The sequence below is a fragment of the Enterobacter sp. Y17 genome, from assembly GCF_019730495.1.
Classification (GTDB): domain Bacteria; phylum Pseudomonadota; class Gammaproteobacteria; order Enterobacterales; family Enterobacteriaceae; genus Enterobacter; species Enterobacter asburiae_B.
This window is the reverse complement of sequence record NZ_JAASKP010000001.1, coordinates 2254557-2269730: the sequence shown is the minus strand read 5'-3', so window position 1 is coordinate 2269730 and position 15174 is coordinate 2254557. Positions and strand designations below refer to the sequence as shown.

The 15174-nt window shown below is 60.3% G+C and carries 16 protein-coding genes; 8 read left to right on the top strand and 8 right to left on the bottom strand.

What is annotated here, in order from left to right:
- Together cstA and HCH49_RS10745 are read left to right on the top strand one after the other, a co-directional pair.
- The gene (cstA, locus tag HCH49_RS10750) at nucleotides 1-2106 is read left to right on the top strand and encodes a pyruvate/proton symporter CstA (protein ID WP_033144900.1); all 2106 of its coding nucleotides are present in this window, start codon (nucleotides 1-3) and stop codon (nucleotides 2104-2106) included.
- A 96-nt stretch (nucleotides 2107-2202) separates the two neighbouring features.
- Nucleotides 2203-2400 carry a YbdD/YjiX family protein gene (locus HCH49_RS10745; RefSeq protein ID WP_006809671.1) on the top strand — a complete coding sequence of 66 codons (198 nt, stop codon included), beginning with the start codon at nucleotides 2203-2205 and terminating at the stop codon, nucleotides 2398-2400.
- On the opposite strand, the gene HCH49_RS10740 is transcribed toward HCH49_RS10745, so the two are convergent.
- The 4 genes from HCH49_RS10740 to HCH49_RS10725 all read right to left on the bottom strand — a co-directional run bounded on the left by HCH49_RS10740 (nucleotide 2397) and on the right by HCH49_RS10725 (nucleotide 5151).
- Nucleotides 2397-2801 (bottom strand): helix-turn-helix domain-containing protein, encoded by a 405-nt coding sequence (locus HCH49_RS10740; RefSeq protein WP_047061324.1) that lies wholly within the window; start codon nucleotides 2799-2801, stop codon nucleotides 2397-2399. The two genes, HCH49_RS10745 and HCH49_RS10740, sit on opposite strands and share 4 nt — an antisense overlap.
- Nucleotides 2782-3078 carry a type II toxin-antitoxin system RelE/ParE family toxin gene (locus HCH49_RS10735; protein WP_023303272.1) on the bottom strand — a complete coding sequence of 99 codons (297 nt, stop codon included), beginning with the start codon at nucleotides 3076-3078 and terminating at the stop codon, nucleotides 2782-2784. The genes HCH49_RS10740 and HCH49_RS10735 overlap by 20 nt, the downstream gene beginning before the upstream one ends.
- A 183-nt stretch (nucleotides 3079-3261) precedes the next feature.
- Nucleotides 3262-4005 carry an SDR family NAD(P)-dependent oxidoreductase gene (locus tag HCH49_RS10730; RefSeq protein WP_221702657.1) on the bottom strand — a complete coding sequence of 248 codons (744 nt, stop codon included), beginning with the start codon at nucleotides 4003-4005 and terminating at the stop codon, nucleotides 3262-3264.
- Nucleotides 4006-4062: 57 nt separating this feature from the next.
- Complete coding sequence (locus HCH49_RS10725) at nucleotides 4063-5151, bottom strand: oxidoreductase (RefSeq protein ID WP_221702656.1); 1089 nt, start codon at nucleotides 5149-5151, stop codon at nucleotides 4063-4065.
- Nucleotides 5152-5310: 159 nt separating this feature from the next.
- Between HCH49_RS10725 and HCH49_RS10720 the strand changes: the two genes are divergently transcribed.
- The 4 genes from HCH49_RS10720 to HCH49_RS10705 all read left to right on the top strand — a co-directional run bounded on the left by HCH49_RS10720 (nucleotide 5311) and on the right by HCH49_RS10705 (nucleotide 10221).
- Nucleotides 5311-6813 carry a sugar ABC transporter ATP-binding protein gene (locus HCH49_RS10720; RefSeq protein ID WP_221702655.1) on the top strand — a complete coding sequence of 501 codons (1503 nt, stop codon included), beginning with the start codon at nucleotides 5311-5313 and terminating at the stop codon, nucleotides 6811-6813.
- Nucleotides 6810-7805: an ABC transporter permease gene (locus HCH49_RS10715; protein WP_023334863.1), complete on the top strand. Its 996-nt coding sequence runs from the start codon at nucleotides 6810-6812 to the stop codon at nucleotides 7803-7805. Before HCH49_RS10720 ends, HCH49_RS10715 begins: the two co-directional genes overlap by 4 nt.
- Nucleotides 7806-7825: 20 nt before the next feature.
- Complete coding sequence (locus HCH49_RS10710) at nucleotides 7826-8890, top strand: sugar ABC transporter substrate-binding protein (RefSeq protein WP_023310718.1); 1065 nt, start codon at nucleotides 7826-7828, stop codon at nucleotides 8888-8890.
- A gap of 89 nt (nucleotides 8891-8979) precedes the next feature.
- Nucleotides 8980-10221: an LVIVD repeat-containing protein gene (locus HCH49_RS10705; RefSeq protein ID WP_221702654.1), complete on the top strand. Its 1242-nt coding sequence runs from the start codon at nucleotides 8980-8982 to the stop codon at nucleotides 10219-10221.
- Between the two features lie 62 nt (nucleotides 10222-10283).
- Here the strand turns inward: HCH49_RS10705 and mtnK are convergent, their stop codons facing one another.
- Complete coding sequence (gene mtnK, locus HCH49_RS10700; protein WP_221702653.1) at nucleotides 10284-11483, bottom strand: S-methyl-5-thioribose kinase; 1200 nt, start codon at nucleotides 11481-11483, stop codon at nucleotides 10284-10286.
- A gap of 104 nt (nucleotides 11484-11587) precedes the next feature.
- On the opposite strand from mtnK, the gene mtnA reads away from it, so the two are divergent.
- Nucleotides 11588-12604, top strand: coding sequence for an S-methyl-5-thioribose-1-phosphate isomerase (mtnA, locus tag HCH49_RS10695; RefSeq protein WP_221702652.1), 1017 nt, complete (start codon nucleotides 11588-11590; stop codon nucleotides 12602-12604).
- Between the two features lie 42 nt (nucleotides 12605-12646).
- A complete protein-coding gene (locus tag HCH49_RS10690; protein WP_221702651.1) occupies nucleotides 12647-13117 on the top strand; it encodes an SRPBCC family protein in 471 nt (156 codons plus the stop codon).
- A 97-nt stretch (nucleotides 13118-13214) separates the two neighbouring features.
- Here HCH49_RS10690 and HCH49_RS10685 read toward each other — a convergent pair whose 3' ends face one another.
- Genes HCH49_RS10685 through HCH49_RS10675 form a run of 3 tightly spaced genes read right to left on the bottom strand, consistent with a single transcriptional unit; the run spans nucleotide 13215 to nucleotide 15054 of the window.
- Nucleotides 13215-13757: an acireductone dioxygenase gene (locus HCH49_RS10685; RefSeq protein WP_023315605.1), complete on the bottom strand. Its 543-nt coding sequence runs from the start codon at nucleotides 13755-13757 to the stop codon at nucleotides 13215-13217.
- Nucleotides 13754-14443: an acireductone synthase gene (gene mtnC, locus HCH49_RS10680; RefSeq protein ID WP_033144912.1), complete on the bottom strand. Its 690-nt coding sequence runs from the start codon at nucleotides 14441-14443 to the stop codon at nucleotides 13754-13756. The genes HCH49_RS10685 and mtnC overlap by 4 nt, the downstream gene beginning before the upstream one ends.
- Nucleotides 14440-15054, bottom strand: coding sequence for a methylthioribulose 1-phosphate dehydratase (locus HCH49_RS10675; protein ID WP_033144913.1), 615 nt, complete (start codon nucleotides 15052-15054; stop codon nucleotides 14440-14442). Before HCH49_RS10675 ends, mtnC begins: the two co-directional genes overlap by 4 nt.
- Nucleotides 15055-15174 lie beyond the last annotated feature (120 nt).

The following is a 15174-nucleotide window of genomic DNA, read 5'->3' as shown; positions in this document are numbered from 1 at the left end:
ATGAACAACTCAGGGAAATACCTTATATGGGCAGGGCTCTCCGTTGTGGGAGCCTTTGCCCTGGGCTATATCGCCCTCAACCGGGGGGAACAGATCAATGCGCTCTGGATCGTCGTCGCCTCCGTCTGCATTTATCTGATCGCGTACCGTTTTTATGGCCGCTATATCGCAAAGAACGTTCTGGGCGTTGATGCGACGCGCATGACGCCTGCCGTCCGCCATAACGACGGGCTGGACTACGTGCCGACCGACAAAAAAGTGCTGTTCGGTCACCATTTTGCGGCGATTGCCGGGGCGGGTCCGCTGGTGGGGCCGGTGCTGGCGGCGCAGATGGGCTACCTGCCGGGGATGATCTGGATCCTCGCGGGCGTGGTGCTGGCGGGCGCGGTGCAGGACTTTATGGTGCTGTTCGTCTCGACCCGCCGCGACGGGCGTTCGCTGGGTGAGCTGGTGAAAGAGGAGATGGGGGCAACCGCCGGGGTGATTGCGCTGGTGGCGACCTTTATGATCATGGTGATCATCCTCGCGGTGCTGGCGATGATCGTGGTGAAAGCGCTGACCCACAGCCCGTGGGGGACCTATACCGTTGCCTTCACCATTCCGCTGGCGCTGTTTATGGGGATTTATATTCGCTACCTGCGCCCGGGCCGCATTGGTGAGGTGTCGGTAATTGGCCTGGTATTCCTGGTGTTCGCCATTATCTCCGGCGGCTGGGTGGCGGAAAGCCCTACCTGGGCGCCGTTCTTCGACTTTACCGGCGTCCAGCTGACCTGGATGCTGGTGGGCTACGGCTTTGTGGCGGCGGTGCTGCCGGTATGGCTGCTGCTGGCTCCGCGTGACTATCTCTCTACGTTCCTGAAAATCGGCACCATCGTCGGGCTGGCGATCGGCATTCTGATTATGCGTCCGACCCTGACCATGCCTGCGTTAACCAAATTCATCGACGGTACCGGCCCGGTCTGGACCGGTAACCTGTTCCCGTTCCTGTTTATCACCATCGCCTGCGGCGCGGTGTCGGGCTTCCACGCGCTGATCGCTTCCGGAACCACACCGAAGATGCTGGCGAATGAAAATCAGGCCTGCCTGATCGGTTACGGCGGTATGCTGATGGAATCCTTTGTCGCCATCATGGCGCTGGTCTCTGCCTGTATTATCGACCCGGGCGTGTACTTCGCGATGAACAGCCCGATGGCGGTACTGGCACCGGCTGGCACCGTTGACGTGGTGGCGTCCGCCGCGCAGGTGGTGAGCGGCTGGGGCTTTGCGATTACCCCTGATACGTTGACGAGCATCGCCAGTGAAGTGGGCGAGCAGTCGATTATCTCCCGTGCGGGCGGAGCGCCGACGCTGGCGGTCGGCATGGCGTATATTCTTCACGGCGCGCTGGGCGGGCTGATGGACGTGTCGTTCTGGTATCACTTCGCCATCCTGTTCGAGGCGCTGTTTATCCTGACGGCGGTGGATGCAGGAACCCGTGCGGCGCGCTTTATGCTGCAGGACCTGCTGGGGGTGATCTCCCCGAACCTGAAGCGTACCGATTCGCTCCCGGCTAACCTGCTGGCGACGGCGCTGTGCGTGCTGGCGTGGGGCTACTTCCTGCATCAGGGGGTAGTCGATCCGCTGGGCGGGATTAACACCCTGTGGCCGCTGTTTGGTATCGCCAACCAGATGCTGGCGGGCATGGCGCTGATGCTCTGCGCGGTGGTGCTGTTCAAGATGAAGCGCCAGCGTTACGCGTGGGTGGCACTGGTGCCAACCGCGTGGCTGCTGATCTGTACCCTGACGGCGGGCTGGCAGAAAGCCTTTAGCCCGGACAACAAGGTGGGCTTCCTGGCGATCGCCAACAAGTTCCAGGCGATGATCGACAGCGGCAAGATCCCGGCGCAGTACACCGAGTCGCAGCTGTCCCAGCTGGTGTTTAACAACCGTCTGGATGCCGGGCTGACCATCTTCTTTATGGTGGTGGTCGTGGTGCTGGCGTTGTATTCTCTCAAGACCGCGCTCGCGGCGTTGAAAAACGATCAGCCAACAGCGAAAGAAACACCGTACGAGCCGATGCCTGAAAACCTGGAAGAGATTGTGACCCAGGCGAAAGGGGCGCACTAACCTGTTTGCCGGGTGGCGGCTTCGCCTTACCCGGCCTACATTTCTTCTCCGCCCTCACCCTCCGGGAGAGGGCCGGAAACAAACGAGAAACTGATTATGTTCGACACTCTATCCAAAGCAGGTAAATACCTGGGCCAGGCCGCCAAAATGATGATTGGCGTGCCGGACTACGACAACTACGTCGAGCATATGCGCGTCAACCATCCGGACCAGACGCCCATGACCTACGAAGAATTTTTCCGCGACCGCCAGGATGCCCGCTACGGCGGCAAGGGCGGGGCGAAGTGCTGTTAACCCTCTTTCGGTAGATAGAGGCTGATCTGCTCCTGCTTGCAGCCGTAGATAGCAGCCAGCTTTTCGCGGGTGCGCTTTTGCGGACGGGAGTCGAGGGCCTCAAGCTGTGATACGGCGGACTGGGTGATGCCGAGTTTCTCAGCCACCTCCTGCTGGGACATGCCACGCAGGATACGCCACGCGGCCTGCAGGCTGACGTTCTCGTTATGCATGACGTCGCACACTTCACCAGGTAATCCTACGTCATCATAACAATCGTGTTCGACTTCAATATCCTCTAGATCATCATCGGTTTCGTCGTCGATTTCTGCCATCTGTAAGCACATACGAAAGTATTCATCATAGGGAATTACGGCGTACTGCGCTTTTCCGTCATTGTCCTTAATTAGCTGAACAGCCATAGGGGGCTTTCTCCTCGTGAAGGTATGTCGTTGAAGTTCTGCGCTTGACGGCCAAAACATAACAATGGTTATCGGGATCGTCCCGAAGTGTAATCAGAATGCGGTAATCGCCAACGCGTAGCCGGAAATGATTTTCTGTTGCCGATATTTTTTTGATATCGGGCCGGGGAGCTGAGCGATCGTCCAGCTCAGCAAGTTTTGCTTTGATTCTTCGCTGATATCGGCCATCGATTTTGGAAAACTCTTTCTTTGCATTCTTTGACCAGACAATCTTCATCCGTACCTCCACTGTACGCCCACACAAAGTATAAGGAAATAATAAGGCTATTAGATAAATTCCGAATTTCTAATGGGGTACTGTAGAGCGAGGAAATAACCGGAGAAAGCGGCAAAACGCAAACCGTCGAGGGCGCTCGGAAACGCCTCTGCCGGACGACAGAGGCTTGCAGTGAGATTGCGATCAGGCGTTCAAACCGCCGTCCACGTCCAGGCCGGTACCGGAGATCTGCCCGGCCGCCGGACTGGCAAGAAACGTGACCGCCGCCGCGACGTCTTCCGGCTGACCGTAATGACCCAAAGCAATAAGCTGACGCTGAGAGTCAGCCTGTTCCCCGTCTCCCGGGTTCATATCGCTGTTGGTGGGCCCGGGATGTACCAGGTTAACGGTAATGCCGCGCGGCCCTAAATCACGGGCCAGCCCGCGGGTGAGGGAATTCAGCGCCGATTTGGTCATCGAGTAAACGGCAATGCCCGGCTGCGCCACGCGGTTTGCCAGACAGCTGCCGATGTTGATAATGCGCCCGCCGTCTGACATGTGCACCAGCGCTTCCTGAATGGCGATCACCACGCCGCGAATGTTGACGTTGATAAGGGCGTCAATGTCCGCCAGCGTCATGGACTCCAGCGGACCGCCGCGCGCGATCCCGGCGTTGTTGACCAGAATGTCCAGCCCGCCAAGAGAACGCGCCGCATGGGTGACGGCATCCTGAATCGCCTGCGCGCTGGCGCTGTCGGCCTGCACGGCTTCGCTGTGGCGCCCCAGCGCCTTAATCTCATCGGCGACCGCCTGGGCCTTATCGGCAGATTTTTCATACGTAATAATCACATCCGAACCGGCGCGCGCCAGCGACAGGGCAATCGCACGACCCAATCCGCGGCTGGCACCGGTAACCAGCGCCTTTTTACCTGTTAAATCGATCTGCATGATGACCTCGTTACGAGAGTGGTAAGAATCATCATTAGGTATAGCCTGTCGGCGCGATTAACGGCTGAAGGATTCCACTTTCTCAAACGCGGCGCGCAGAACGTCAGGCGTTAACGTAACAGGTAAATAGTGAATCGACTCCACCGGGCGCAGGGTGTGGGCGATGACCCGATCCAGCTCGTCACGGTTATTGATGTCGACGTCCAGCTCGCGAAGCGTGGTCGGCAGGTTAAAACGCTGGTACGCCGCGACCAGCTGCGCCAGCACGTCGTCCTGACCGAGCAGGGCGCTCTGCACCAGAATCCCGTAGGCAACCTTGGTGCCGTGCAGGTATTTCTCCGTCTGCGGCAGCACGGTTAAGCCGTTGTGTACCGCATGCGCCGCCGCCACGCGCGTATAGCGTTCGCCCAGGCCGCCGACCATCCCGCCGCCGGCGATGATTGCATCGACCACGTCCCGGAACGCCTGCGTCTGTTCGCCGCGCTGCTGGTCGGCCAGCGCCTCTTCGCTGCGCGCCAGCAGCACGTCGCGGATCGCCAGCGCACCGTTGATGCCCAGCCGCACCGTCAGCGGCAGGTTCTCAGGCTCAGGTGCCAATACCACCGCTTCGTACCACTTCGCCAGCGTATCGCCGATGCCCGCCAGCAGGTACTCCGCCGGGGCGTTAAGGACTATCTGCGGCTCCACCAGCACCAGGAAGTTGGCGTCGTCGAAGATCTCAAAATGCAGCGCCTGACCGGCATCGTTGTACCAGACGGAAAGCGGGGTCCACGCCGCACAGGTGGCGGCAATGGTGGGGATGCCCACAAACGGCACCCCTAAGCGGCGCGCCACGGCCTTGACGGTATCCATCACCGCGCCGCCGCCGACGCCAATCACCACGCTGGCGTCGCTGCCGGATTCATTCACCAGATGGGTGACGTCGCGCTCGCTGCAGTGGCCTTTAAACAGCAGGCGTTTCGCTCCCGGCGCGTTAAAGCTCTCGGGCAGGAAAGGGCGCGCGCCTTCGATAGCGCGCTCGCCGTAAATCCACACCGCGCGGGAGAGCTGCTGCGGGGTAAAGAAGTTATCCAGCTGCGCAAGGCTTCCGGGATGAGAGAAGTAGTTCGCCGGGCCAGGCACGACGCGGATATCGGTGTTGCTCATGATGGTGTCCTTTTTGCGGAAGCGCTAACCCGATGTTATGTCTGGACATCTGGATGGCTAATAATATTTCGCTTTAACTTATGCCTTTTCCGTCGTTGTCAGTCAACCAGAGCTGTGAAAAATTCGATAAATCAGAAGAGTAATGAAGGATTTACGCGGATGGTTTCCAGTCGCCTTGAGATGCGCGGTATCAGCCTGGCCTTTTCCGGCTTTCAGGCGCTGTCGCGCGTGAATTTCACCTTAACCGGCGGATCCGTACACGCGCTGACCGGTGCCAACGGCGCGGGAAAATCGACCCTGATGGCGGTGCTGTGCGGGACGCACGACCACTATGAGGGCGAGATCAGCATCAACAACCAGCCGGTGAGCATCCGCGAACCGCTCGATGCCAAACGGCTGGGGATCCACCTTGTGCAGCAGGAGGTGGACGTAGCGCTGATCCCGGGGTTAAGCATTGCCGAAAACATCATGCTCGACCAGCTGGCGCTGCCGGGGCATCGCTTCAGCTGGCGCGCGATGCGCCAGCAGGCGAGACAGGCGCTGGCGCAGCTCGACGTGACGCTGGACGTTCGCCGTTCCATCGACGGCTGTTCGCTGGCCGAAAAGCAGCAGATTTTGCTGGCGCGGGCGCTGTCCCATCACTGCCGTTTTTTGATTCTTGATGAACCCACCGCGCCGCTGGACGCGCATGAGAGCGAGCGCCTGTTTGCGGTAGTGAGACGTTTAAAGCAGCAGGGCATCGGCGTGGTGTTTATCTCTCACCGCATTCACGAGCTGAAGGCCATCTGCGACACCCTGACGGTGCTGCGCGACGGCAAGCTGATCGAGTCCGGCCCGATGGCCGATCTTAGCGGCGAAGCGATCGTCGAGAAGATGCTCGGCCACGTGCTGAGCGATATCTATCCGCCCGCGCGGCCGCCGCACGGCGACGAAACGCTGTTACGCGTTGAGGGGCTTCACGACGACGCGCTGCTGAAAGATATCTCCCTGCACCTGCGCAAAGGCGAAATTCTCGGGATTGCCGGGCTGGCGGGGGCGGGGAAAACCGAACTCTGCAAGGCGCTGTTTGGCGCCAGCAAAAGCCGCGTGGCGCGCGGTGAGCTGAATCATCAATCCTGGCAGCCGCGCGACCCGGCCGACTCCGTGCTGCGCGGTCTGGCGCTGGTGCCGGAGGAGCGGCGGAAAGAGGGCATTTTTATCGACGAGCCGGTGAGCATGAACCTCGCCGTGTGCGCCGATAACAGCTTTTCGCGCTGGAGCCTGTTTGGCCATCGTCAGGCGTGGCGCTGGGCGGAAGAGGTCATCACCCGCGTCGGCGTGCGCGCGCGTGGGCCGGGGCAGGTGCTGCGCCGTCTCTCCGGCGGCAACCAGCAGAAGGTCGCCATCGGTAAATGGCTGCGCAATGACGCCAGCGTGCTGATATTCGACGAGCCGACCAAAGGCGTGGACGTGAAGGCCAAAACCGATCTGTTCCAGCTGATTGACGGCCTGGCGCGCGAGGGCAAAGGGGTAATTTACGCCTCGGGCGAGTTTGCCGAACTGGTCGGGCTGTGCGACCGCATCTGCGTGCTGTGGGACGGGCGCATCGTGGCGGAAATCGCCGGGGCCGAGGCCCGCGAAGAGACACTACTTTATTATTCAACCGGAGGAACGGCGTCGTGAGCAAGGCCCTTTCAGTGAACGCGGCGGCGTCTGGCCGCCAGCAGATTTTCGATTTTCTCTACAGGTGGGGCATGCTGTTAACCGTCGTCGCGCTGGTGGCCGTCTTTGGCCTGGCGTCGGACAGCTTCCTCGATCCGAACAACATCATCAATATTCTGCGCTCGATTGCCATCGTGACGGTGATTGCCATTGGCGTGTCGATCTCGTTGACCATCGGCGGGTTCGATCTCTCCGTGGGATCCACCGCCTCGCTGGCGAACGCGCTGGTGATTTCCCTTTTCGTCTGGCACGGCTTTGGCACCACCGAGTCGATTCTGATCACCCTCGCGCTCTGCACGCTGGTGGGTCTGTTTAACGCATTCCTGATCGTCATCCTGCGCATTCCGGACATGCTGGCGACGCTTGCCAGCCTGTTTGTGATCCAGGGCGTGGCGATGACCTACAGCTACGGCGGGTCGATTACCGAGAACATGGTGCTGCCGAGCGGCGACATGGCGGAAGGGACCATTCCGGCGGCGTTCAGCCTGCTGGGGCAGGTGCCGACCATCGTGATCGTCATGCTGGTGGTGACCGTGCTGGCGCAGCTGGGCCTGTCGCTCACTACGCATGGCCGACGCATGTACGCCATCGGCGGCAACCCCGAAGCGGCGCGCCTCTCCGGCATTCGCACCACGCGCTACAAGGTGGCGGCCTACGTGATTGCCTCGCTGCTGGCGGGTCTGGGCGGGATTTTGCTGGCTTCACGCATCGGCTCGTCGCAGGTGAATGCGGGCGGCGGATACCTGATGGATGCGGTGGCGGCGGCGTGGATTGGCTTCTCGCTGGCCGGATCCGGCAAGCCGAACGCGCTGGGAACCCTGGTTGGGGCGGTCATTCTCGGCGTGCTGTCGAACGGGCTGGTGATGCTCTCCGTGCCGTATTACGCCATGGACATTATAAAAGGGCTGGTGCTCGCGGTAGCGCTGGCGATTACCTACATACAAAAACGCTGACAACACAACGGGATAAAAAAATGAAAAAGATTGCACTCTCTTTGGTGGCACTTGGGTTGCTCACGGCTCTGCCAGGCTTCGCGGCCACGCCCGCGCCGCTTCCGGCAGCCATTGCGAACCATGACGGCCCGATCCGCATCGCGGTGATCCGTAACCTCGGCTCAGATGACAACACCACGCAGTTTATTGCTGGCGCAATTCAGGAAGGGAAGAAGCTCGGCTTTAAGGTCAGCACCTTTTTAAGCAACGGGGACGACGCCAAATTCCAGGACTTTGTGAACCAGGCCATCAGCCAGAAGTACGACGGGATTATTCTCTCTCAGGGGCGCGATCCGTACTCCACCGCGCTGGTGAAGAAAGCGGTGGATGCCGGGATCAAAGTCTCCGTCTTTGATACGGCGGTTAACGGCGAGATCCCTGGCGTGACCGTCACCCAGCAGGACGATGCCTCCCTGACGAACCTCTCCTTCGGCCAGCTGGCGAAAGATTTCAACGGCAAGGCCAATATCGTCAAGCTGTGGGTGGCGGGCTTCCCGCCGATGGAGCGTCGTCAGGCGGCCTATAAAGAGCTGCAAAAGCAGTATCCGGACATCAAAGAGCTGGAGTCTATCGGCGCCGTGTCCTCTGACGTGCAGGGGGATACCGCCAACAAGGTGGGGGCGATCCTGGCGAAATACCCGAAAGGCAAAATCGACGCCATCTGGGGAACCTGGGACGCCTTCAGCCAGGGCGCGTATAAGGCGCTGAAAGAGAACGGCCGCACCGAGATTAAGCTCTACAGCATCGACATCTCTAACCAGGATCTGCAGCTGATGCGCGAGCCGGGCAGCGCGTGGAAGGTGAGCGTGGCGGTGGATCCGAAGCTGATTGGCGCAACTAACGTGCGTCTGGTGGCGAACAAGATTGCCGGGGAAGCGACGCCTGCGACCTACGATTTCAAAGCGGCGGCCATTCCTCAGGCGCTGCTGACCGCCCAGCCGGGCCCGGTGAACGTGGCGTCGCTGGGGAAAATCATTCCGGGCTGGGGCCAGACGGAAGATTTTATCGCGCCGTGGTTTGCGACGCTGGAAGCGAAGAATAAATAAAACCAGGCCGGGTGGCGTCAGGTGCGGCCTGATGCCCTCATCCCGGCCCTCTCCCACAGGGAGAGGGGGAAAACCCAAAGGAGCTAACGGTGACGCAAGTACCCCTTCCAGAATACAGCCGCAATATGCGGCTGATTGGCCATAGCGATCAGGGCGGTCGCCCGGACGGCGTGCAGCTGATGGTCCATCGCGGTTTCGCCTATATCGGCCATATGGTGTCGCAGGGATTTTCGATTGTCGACGTGCGCGACCCGAAAAACCCGAAAGCGGCGGGCTACGTGCCCGCGCCGCCCGGCACCTGGAACGTGCATCTGCAGGCGCATGACGACCTGCTGCTGGTGATTAACGCCCGGGATCTGTTTGCCGATGTCCGCTTTGCCGACGAGAAGGTCTACTACACCCGCCAGGTGGGGGAGACCGTCAGCGACGTGCAGGACAAAGGCTGGAGCGCCGGGCTGCGGGTGTTTGATATCTCCACGCCCGACAGGCCGCGCGAAATCGGCTTTCTGTCGCTGAGCGGCATCGGCATCCACCGCATCTGGTACGTCGGCGGCCGCTGGGCGTATGTGTCAGCGCTGATCGACGGCTTTACCGACTACATCTTTCTGACCATCGATCTGGCCGATCCGCGTAAGCCTGAAGTGGCGGGGCGCTGGTGGCTGCCGGGGATGAACCAGGCCGAAGGGGAGAAGCCGAACTGGCCGGAAGGGAAACGCTACGCGCTGCATCACGCGATTATCGCGGGCGATACCGCCTACGGCAGCTGGCGCGACGGCGGCCTGACGCTGCTGGACGTGAAGGACCGCACCCAGCCGAAGCTGATTAGCCACCGCAACTGGAGTCCGCCGTTTGGCGGCGGGACGCACACCGCGCTGCCGCTGCCGGACCGCGATTTGCTGGTGGTGCTGGACGAAGCGGTGCTGGATAACCAGGAGGACGGCGAAAAGCTGATCTGGCTGTTTGATATCCGCGAGCCGTCGAACCCGGTCAGCATCTCGACCTTCCCGCAGCCGGATGAAACCGACTACGTGGCGAAAGGGGCGCATTTTGGCCCGCATAACCTGCACGAGAACCGGCCGGGGAGCTTTGTCAGCTCGACGCTGATTTTTGCGACCTATCAGAACGCGGGGGTGCGGGCGTATGACATTTCCAATCCGTATCGACCGGTGGAAACCGGTGCGCTGGTGCCCGCCGCGCCGGAGAGAATGATGGACACGCGGCCAAATCGCCCGCAGGTGATCCAGTCGTGCGACGTGTTTGTGGATGCGCAGGGGATAATTTACAGCACGGATTATAACGGCGGGCTGTCGGTGATTGAGTATCTGGGATGAGTGCGGTTTGATGCCCTCACCCCGGCCCTCTCCCACAGGGAGAGGGAGAAAACCAAATGTAATCAGCTGTACTGACGCACCCGTGCCACCAGATCTTCGGCGCTGTCGATGCGGTCAGCAATGACTATCAGCGCTTTACCGAGCGTTATCGCGTGGCGCAGGCACTCGTGGCGCATCGCCTCGTCCTGGATGGTGTCGATATCCGCGACGTGGGAAAGCCCGACGCTGCGGCGAATGAGCTCGGTGCCGCAGAAGCCGATGGCGTCATGCCAGACCTTTTTCAGGAACGCGGAGGTATAGCCCGGCGCGCCGAGCGCGGCGTCGCGCGTTTTCTCGTTTGCCAGCGCCTGGAAGCGTTCCGCGAAGGTGTTCCACAGCTCCTGAATATCGGTCAGGCGCTGCTCGCGCGCGGCGGCGGCATCGCGAATGCCCAGATGCCCCGGCAGGCCGCAGAAGTTCAGCAGCAGGTTGCCGATGGCGGTACCGACGTCAAAGCCAATCGGGCCAAAGTAGCCGAACTCGGCGTCGATGGCCTTCAGGCTGCCGTCGGCCACAAAAATCGAGCCGCTGTGAATATCGCCGTGCAGGAGCGCTTCAGCGTGCGAGAAGAAGCGGTGCTTCAGGGAAGCCACGGCAATTTTAAGCTGAGCGTCGTCGCGCAGGGCTGCGACGTCATTTTCCAGCTCGGCCGGGTAGCTGTTGCGCGCGTGGATCTGGTACGGATCGTTGAAGAACAGATCTTCGGTGATCTCGCACATCTCCGGGTTGATGAATTTCGCCACCTGCGCTTTTTTCGCGTGCGGGTGCAGGTAGAAATCGCTGGTGTGGAACAGCGCGTGCGCGAGGTATTCGCCCAGCTGACGGGCCGCCTGCGGGTAGTAAATGTTTTTAATCAGCTCGCCGCGCCAGATGCGATGGCTGGAGAGATCCTCCATCACCATCACCGCCAGCTCCGGGTCAAAGTGGTGGATTTTCACGGTGTGCTGCGGGCTGTGCTGGTAGTGCTCGACCAGGGTTTGTGCTTCAAGGCGGGCGCGGTCCAGCGTCAGCGGCCAGGACTCGCCGACGCAGCGGACGTAGGGCAGCGCCTGCTTAACGACGATGCGGCTCACGCCCGCGCCGTCGAAAATTTTGAATACCAGATTGAGGTTGCCGTCGCCTACTTCCTGCGCCTCTACCAGCGATGAAGGATCGTCAAGTCCGCCAAACTGCCTGGCATACTCCACGGCGTCCTGAGCGGTAAAGGTACGGTATTGCGACATGGCCTGCTCCTCACGAGTTTTCTAATTAAGACATGTAGACGTCTATACATCTGGATTTCATCCTGACACAATGTGCTACAACAACGCAACAGGGAATTAACGACATGCAGACATTACAGACGACCAGCCTGCGGGTGGCGGATAATCAGCTCTTTATTCTCGATCAGCAGGCGCTTCCGCAGGAGAAACGCTGGCTGGATGCCTCGACGGTAGAGGCGCTGGTCGGGCATATCCACGCCCTGCGCGTGCGCGGCGCGCCGCTGATTGGTCTCTCTGCAAGCCTGCTGCTGGCGCTGCTGGCGGAAAACGGCAAAAGCCGCGACGAGCTGGCGGCGGCGCTGGAAACCCTGCGCGCATCCCGCCCGACGGCGGTGAACCTGATGAACAATCTCGACCGCATGAAGCTCGCCCTGTGGCAGGAAGATTTTGTACCGGCGCTGGTGGCCGAAGCGCTGCGCCTGATTGACGAAGACAAACGTCTTTGCGACGCGATCGCCAAAGCCGGCAGCGCGCTGGTGAAGCCCGGCAGCCGTCTGCTGACCCACTGCAACACCGGCGGGCTGGCAACGGCGGGCGTTGGCACCGCATTGGGCGTGATTGCCCGCGCGCATCAGGAGGGTAACGTCAGCAGCGTCTGGGTGGATGAAACCCGTCCGCTGCTGCAGGGCGGCAGATTGACCGCGTGGGAGCTTGGCGAGCTGGGCGTGCCGTACCAGCTGATTACCGATTCCATGGCCGCCAGCCTGATGGCAAAAGGGGAAGTGGACGCCGTGTGGGTGGGCGCAGACCGCATTGCCGCCAACGGCGATGTGGCGAACAAGATCGGCACCTATTCTCTGGCGGTGCTGGCGAAATTCCACGGCATTCCGTTCTACGTTGCCGCCCCGCAAACGACCCTCGATCCGGACTGCCCGAACGGGGATGCGATCCCCATTGAGCAGCGCGCCGCCAGCGAGGTGACGGGCGTGGCCGGAAGCTTTGGCGCGGTGCAGTGGGCGCCGGAAAACGCGCAGGTCTATAACCCGGCGTTTGACGTTACCCCTGCCGCGCTGATTAGCGGCTGGGTGCTGGATACGGGCGTAGTCACGCCGGAAGCGGTGGCAAACGGGAAATTCGCCTGAGTCCGGCTATCCTTTAAGGGGTTCCCTTGAGAGGACAATATCGTGACGCTCGATCCTGAAACTGACTTAAAACTGGAGCGCGTGGTGGATGCACCGCGCGACCTGCTGTGGCTCTGCTGGACCACGCCGGAACACATCAAAAACTTCTTCATTCCTGCTCCCCATAAGGTGACCGAATGCGATCTCGATCTCCGCGTGGGCGGGCGGTTCAACACCGTGTTTGATGTGGACGGTCAGCGGATGGATAACCGGGGCGTCTTTCTGGAAATCGATCCCGGTCAAAAGCTGGTCTTTACCGACGGCTATACCGAAGGCTGGAAACCGGCCGAGAAGCCGTTTATGACGGCGATCCTGCTGCTGGAGGATGTGGGCGAGGGCAAGACCCGCTACACGGCGATTGCGCATCATCCGACGAAGGAAATCCGCGAGAAGCATGAACAGATGGGCTTCCACGAAGGGTGGGGGATTGTGCTGGATCAGCTGGTGGGTTATGTGAAAGGACTGGAGCGTTGAAGCTCGAGGCGGCCTGATGCCCTCACCCCGACCCTCTCCCACAGGGAGAGGGAGCAAACACTAAAAACGGCAGCTCTAGCTGCCGTTTTGCTTTTACCTATGCCAACCGTGGATACGCATCCGCGATGGCATCGCCCGTAAACTGCGCCACCCAGCCTTCCGGGTTATCGAAAATGCGGATCGCCGTAAAGTTCGGCTCTGAGCCCATATCAAACCAGTGCGGCGTGCCCGCGGGAACGGAAATCAGGTCGTTTTTCTCGCACAGCACCTGATACACCTCATCGCCAATGTGCAGGCAGAACAGCCCCGCGCCTTCCACGAAGAAGCGCACTTCGTCTTCGCCGTGGGTGTGTTCGTTCAGGAACTTCGCGCGCAGCGCCTCTTTCTGCGGGTTGTCGGCGCGCAGGCTGATCACGTCCCAGCTCTGATAGCCTTTCTCCGCCACCAGCTTGTCGATCGCATGCTGATACGCCGCGATCACGGCTTCGGGCGCGGGATCGTGTCCTAAATCGCGATCCGCCGCCCAGCGTTCAAACCGCACGCCTTTGGCATTGAGCTGCTGGGCGATCTCGGCGGCGTCGGTGCTGTGCCACTGGTGTTGACTGGCGTCTTTATCGGAATAAATGGTCAATGCGCTCATGAAGGGATCTGCTCCGGATTAATCTCGTCAAACTGGTGGACCTGATGGTGATGGCTTGCGCCGTCATCATCACCGCGAATCAGCTGCAGGGTGCGAAAACCTGCCTGTTCAGCCGCGTCCAGCTCCTGATGAATATCGGACAGGAACAGGATCTGCGACGGGGCGATGCCCGTTTGTGCCGCAATGTTCTGATAGGACTGCACCTCGCGCTTGGCGCCGATGTGGGTATCAAAATAGCCGCTGAACAGATGAGTAATATCACCTTCGTCGCTGTAGCCAAATAACAGTTTCTGCGCGGCGACGGAGCCAGAGGAATAAACATAGAGATCAATCCCTTGCGCTTTCCACTTTTCCAGCGCAGGCAGTACGTCCGGGTAGAGGTGGCCGGTAAAGTCGCCGTTCACGTAGCCGTCATGCCAGATGATCCCCTGCAGGGCTTTGAGCGCCGTGGATTTGCGGTCTTCATCCATAAAGGCAAACAGGGCGTCGATAAGCTCGCTGACGCTGGCGTGCGGGTTACCGATTTCATCACGCAGGTTGTCCAGAATGGATTTGACCGGCTCGGCGTACTGCTGCGCGGTCACGAAGGCCGCCAGCCGCTCACGCGCGTAGGGGAACAAAACGTCATGGACAAAACGGATATCGCTGGTGGTCCCTTCAATATCCGTCACAATCGCGCGAATCATACTCTCTCCAGTTGTCGTAAACGCATTTCGCATTCAAATAAGAATTCTAGTCCTTCCAGATGACGGCGGGCCTCGGCCACGTCGCGTCCCCAGCAGGTTAAGCCATGACCGCGCAGAAGAAAACCATAATTAAGCGGGCGTTCCTGTGCGTAATGGGCGATTCGGGAGGCGAGGGCGTCAATATCCTGGTCGTTATCGAAGACCGGGATAGCCACCGTATCCAGATGCGTGGTCTGCCCGGTGAGGGATTTTTGCATCTCAAAGCCGCTGATGTTGAGCTCGGCTTCTTTGACCAGACGCGACAGCACCGTGGCGTTGACGGTATGAACGTGCAGGACGGCGTTGGCTTCCGGGAACAGGCGATAAATCAGCGTGTGAAGACCGGTTTCCGCCGACGGCCTGCGGCCAGACGGCGCGCGGTTGGTGGCAATTTCAACCTGCAGAAAATCCGCCGTTGTCAGGCTGCCTTTGTCTTTGCCGGATTCGCTGAGCCAGCAGAGGCGCTCGTCCTGACGCACCGACATGTTGCCGCCGGTGGCGGGTGCCCAGCCTTTGGCGCCAATCCAGCGGCAGGCGTCGACAAGATGTGTGAGTTGCAGGTTGTCTGTCATTTCCTTTTACCCTCGCGGCCAGGAATATTCATATGGTTTAGACGTCTAAGCGTCTTGATTGCCAAAGACTAACATCGTGTTATAGTGGCAGCAACATAAGTATTACAAGCAGGCACGACA

Excerpts from the sequence above, each read along its gene's own strand:
- cstA (WP_033144900.1), top strand. The coding sequence starts at position 1 with ATGAACAACTCAGGGAAATACCTTATATGGGCAGGGCTCTCCGTTGTG.
- HCH49_RS10745 (WP_006809671.1), top strand. The coding sequence starts at position 2,203 with ATGTTCGACACTCTATCCAAAGCAGGTAAATACCTGGGCCAGGCCGCC.
- HCH49_RS10740 (WP_047061324.1), bottom strand. The coding sequence starts at position 2,801 with ATGGCTGTTCAGCTAATTAAGGACAATGACGGAAAAGCGCAGTACGCC.
- HCH49_RS10735 (WP_023303272.1), bottom strand. The coding sequence starts at position 3,078 with ATGAAGATTGTCTGGTCAAAGAATGCAAAGAAAGAGTTTTCCAAAATC.
- HCH49_RS10730 (WP_221702657.1), bottom strand. The coding sequence starts at position 4,005 with ATGCAGATCGATTTAACAGGTAAAAAGGCGCTGGTTACCGGTGCCAGC.
- HCH49_RS10725 (WP_221702656.1), bottom strand. The coding sequence starts at position 5,151 with ATGAGCAACACCGATATCCGCGTCGTGCCTGGCCCGGCGAACTACTTC.
- HCH49_RS10720 (WP_221702655.1), top strand. The coding sequence starts at position 5,311 with ATGGTTTCCAGTCGCCTTGAGATGCGCGGTATCAGCCTGGCCTTTTCC.
- HCH49_RS10710 (WP_023310718.1), top strand. The coding sequence starts at position 7,826 with ATGAAAAAGATTGCACTCTCTTTGGTGGCACTTGGGTTGCTCACGGCT.
- mtnK (WP_221702653.1), bottom strand. The coding sequence starts at position 11,483 with ATGTCGCAATACCGTACCTTTACCGCTCAGGACGCCGTGGAGTATGCC.
- mtnA (WP_221702652.1), top strand. The coding sequence starts at position 11,588 with ATGCAGACATTACAGACGACCAGCCTGCGGGTGGCGGATAATCAGCTC.
- HCH49_RS10685 (WP_023315605.1), bottom strand. The coding sequence starts at position 13,757 with ATGAGCGCATTGACCATTTATTCCGATAAAGACGCCAGTCAACACCAG.
- mtnC (WP_033144912.1), bottom strand. The coding sequence starts at position 14,443 with ATGATTCGCGCGATTGTGACGGATATTGAAGGGACCACCAGCGATATC.
- HCH49_RS10675 (WP_033144913.1), bottom strand. The coding sequence starts at position 15,054 with ATGACAGACAACCTGCAACTCACACATCTTGTCGACGCCTGCCGCTGG.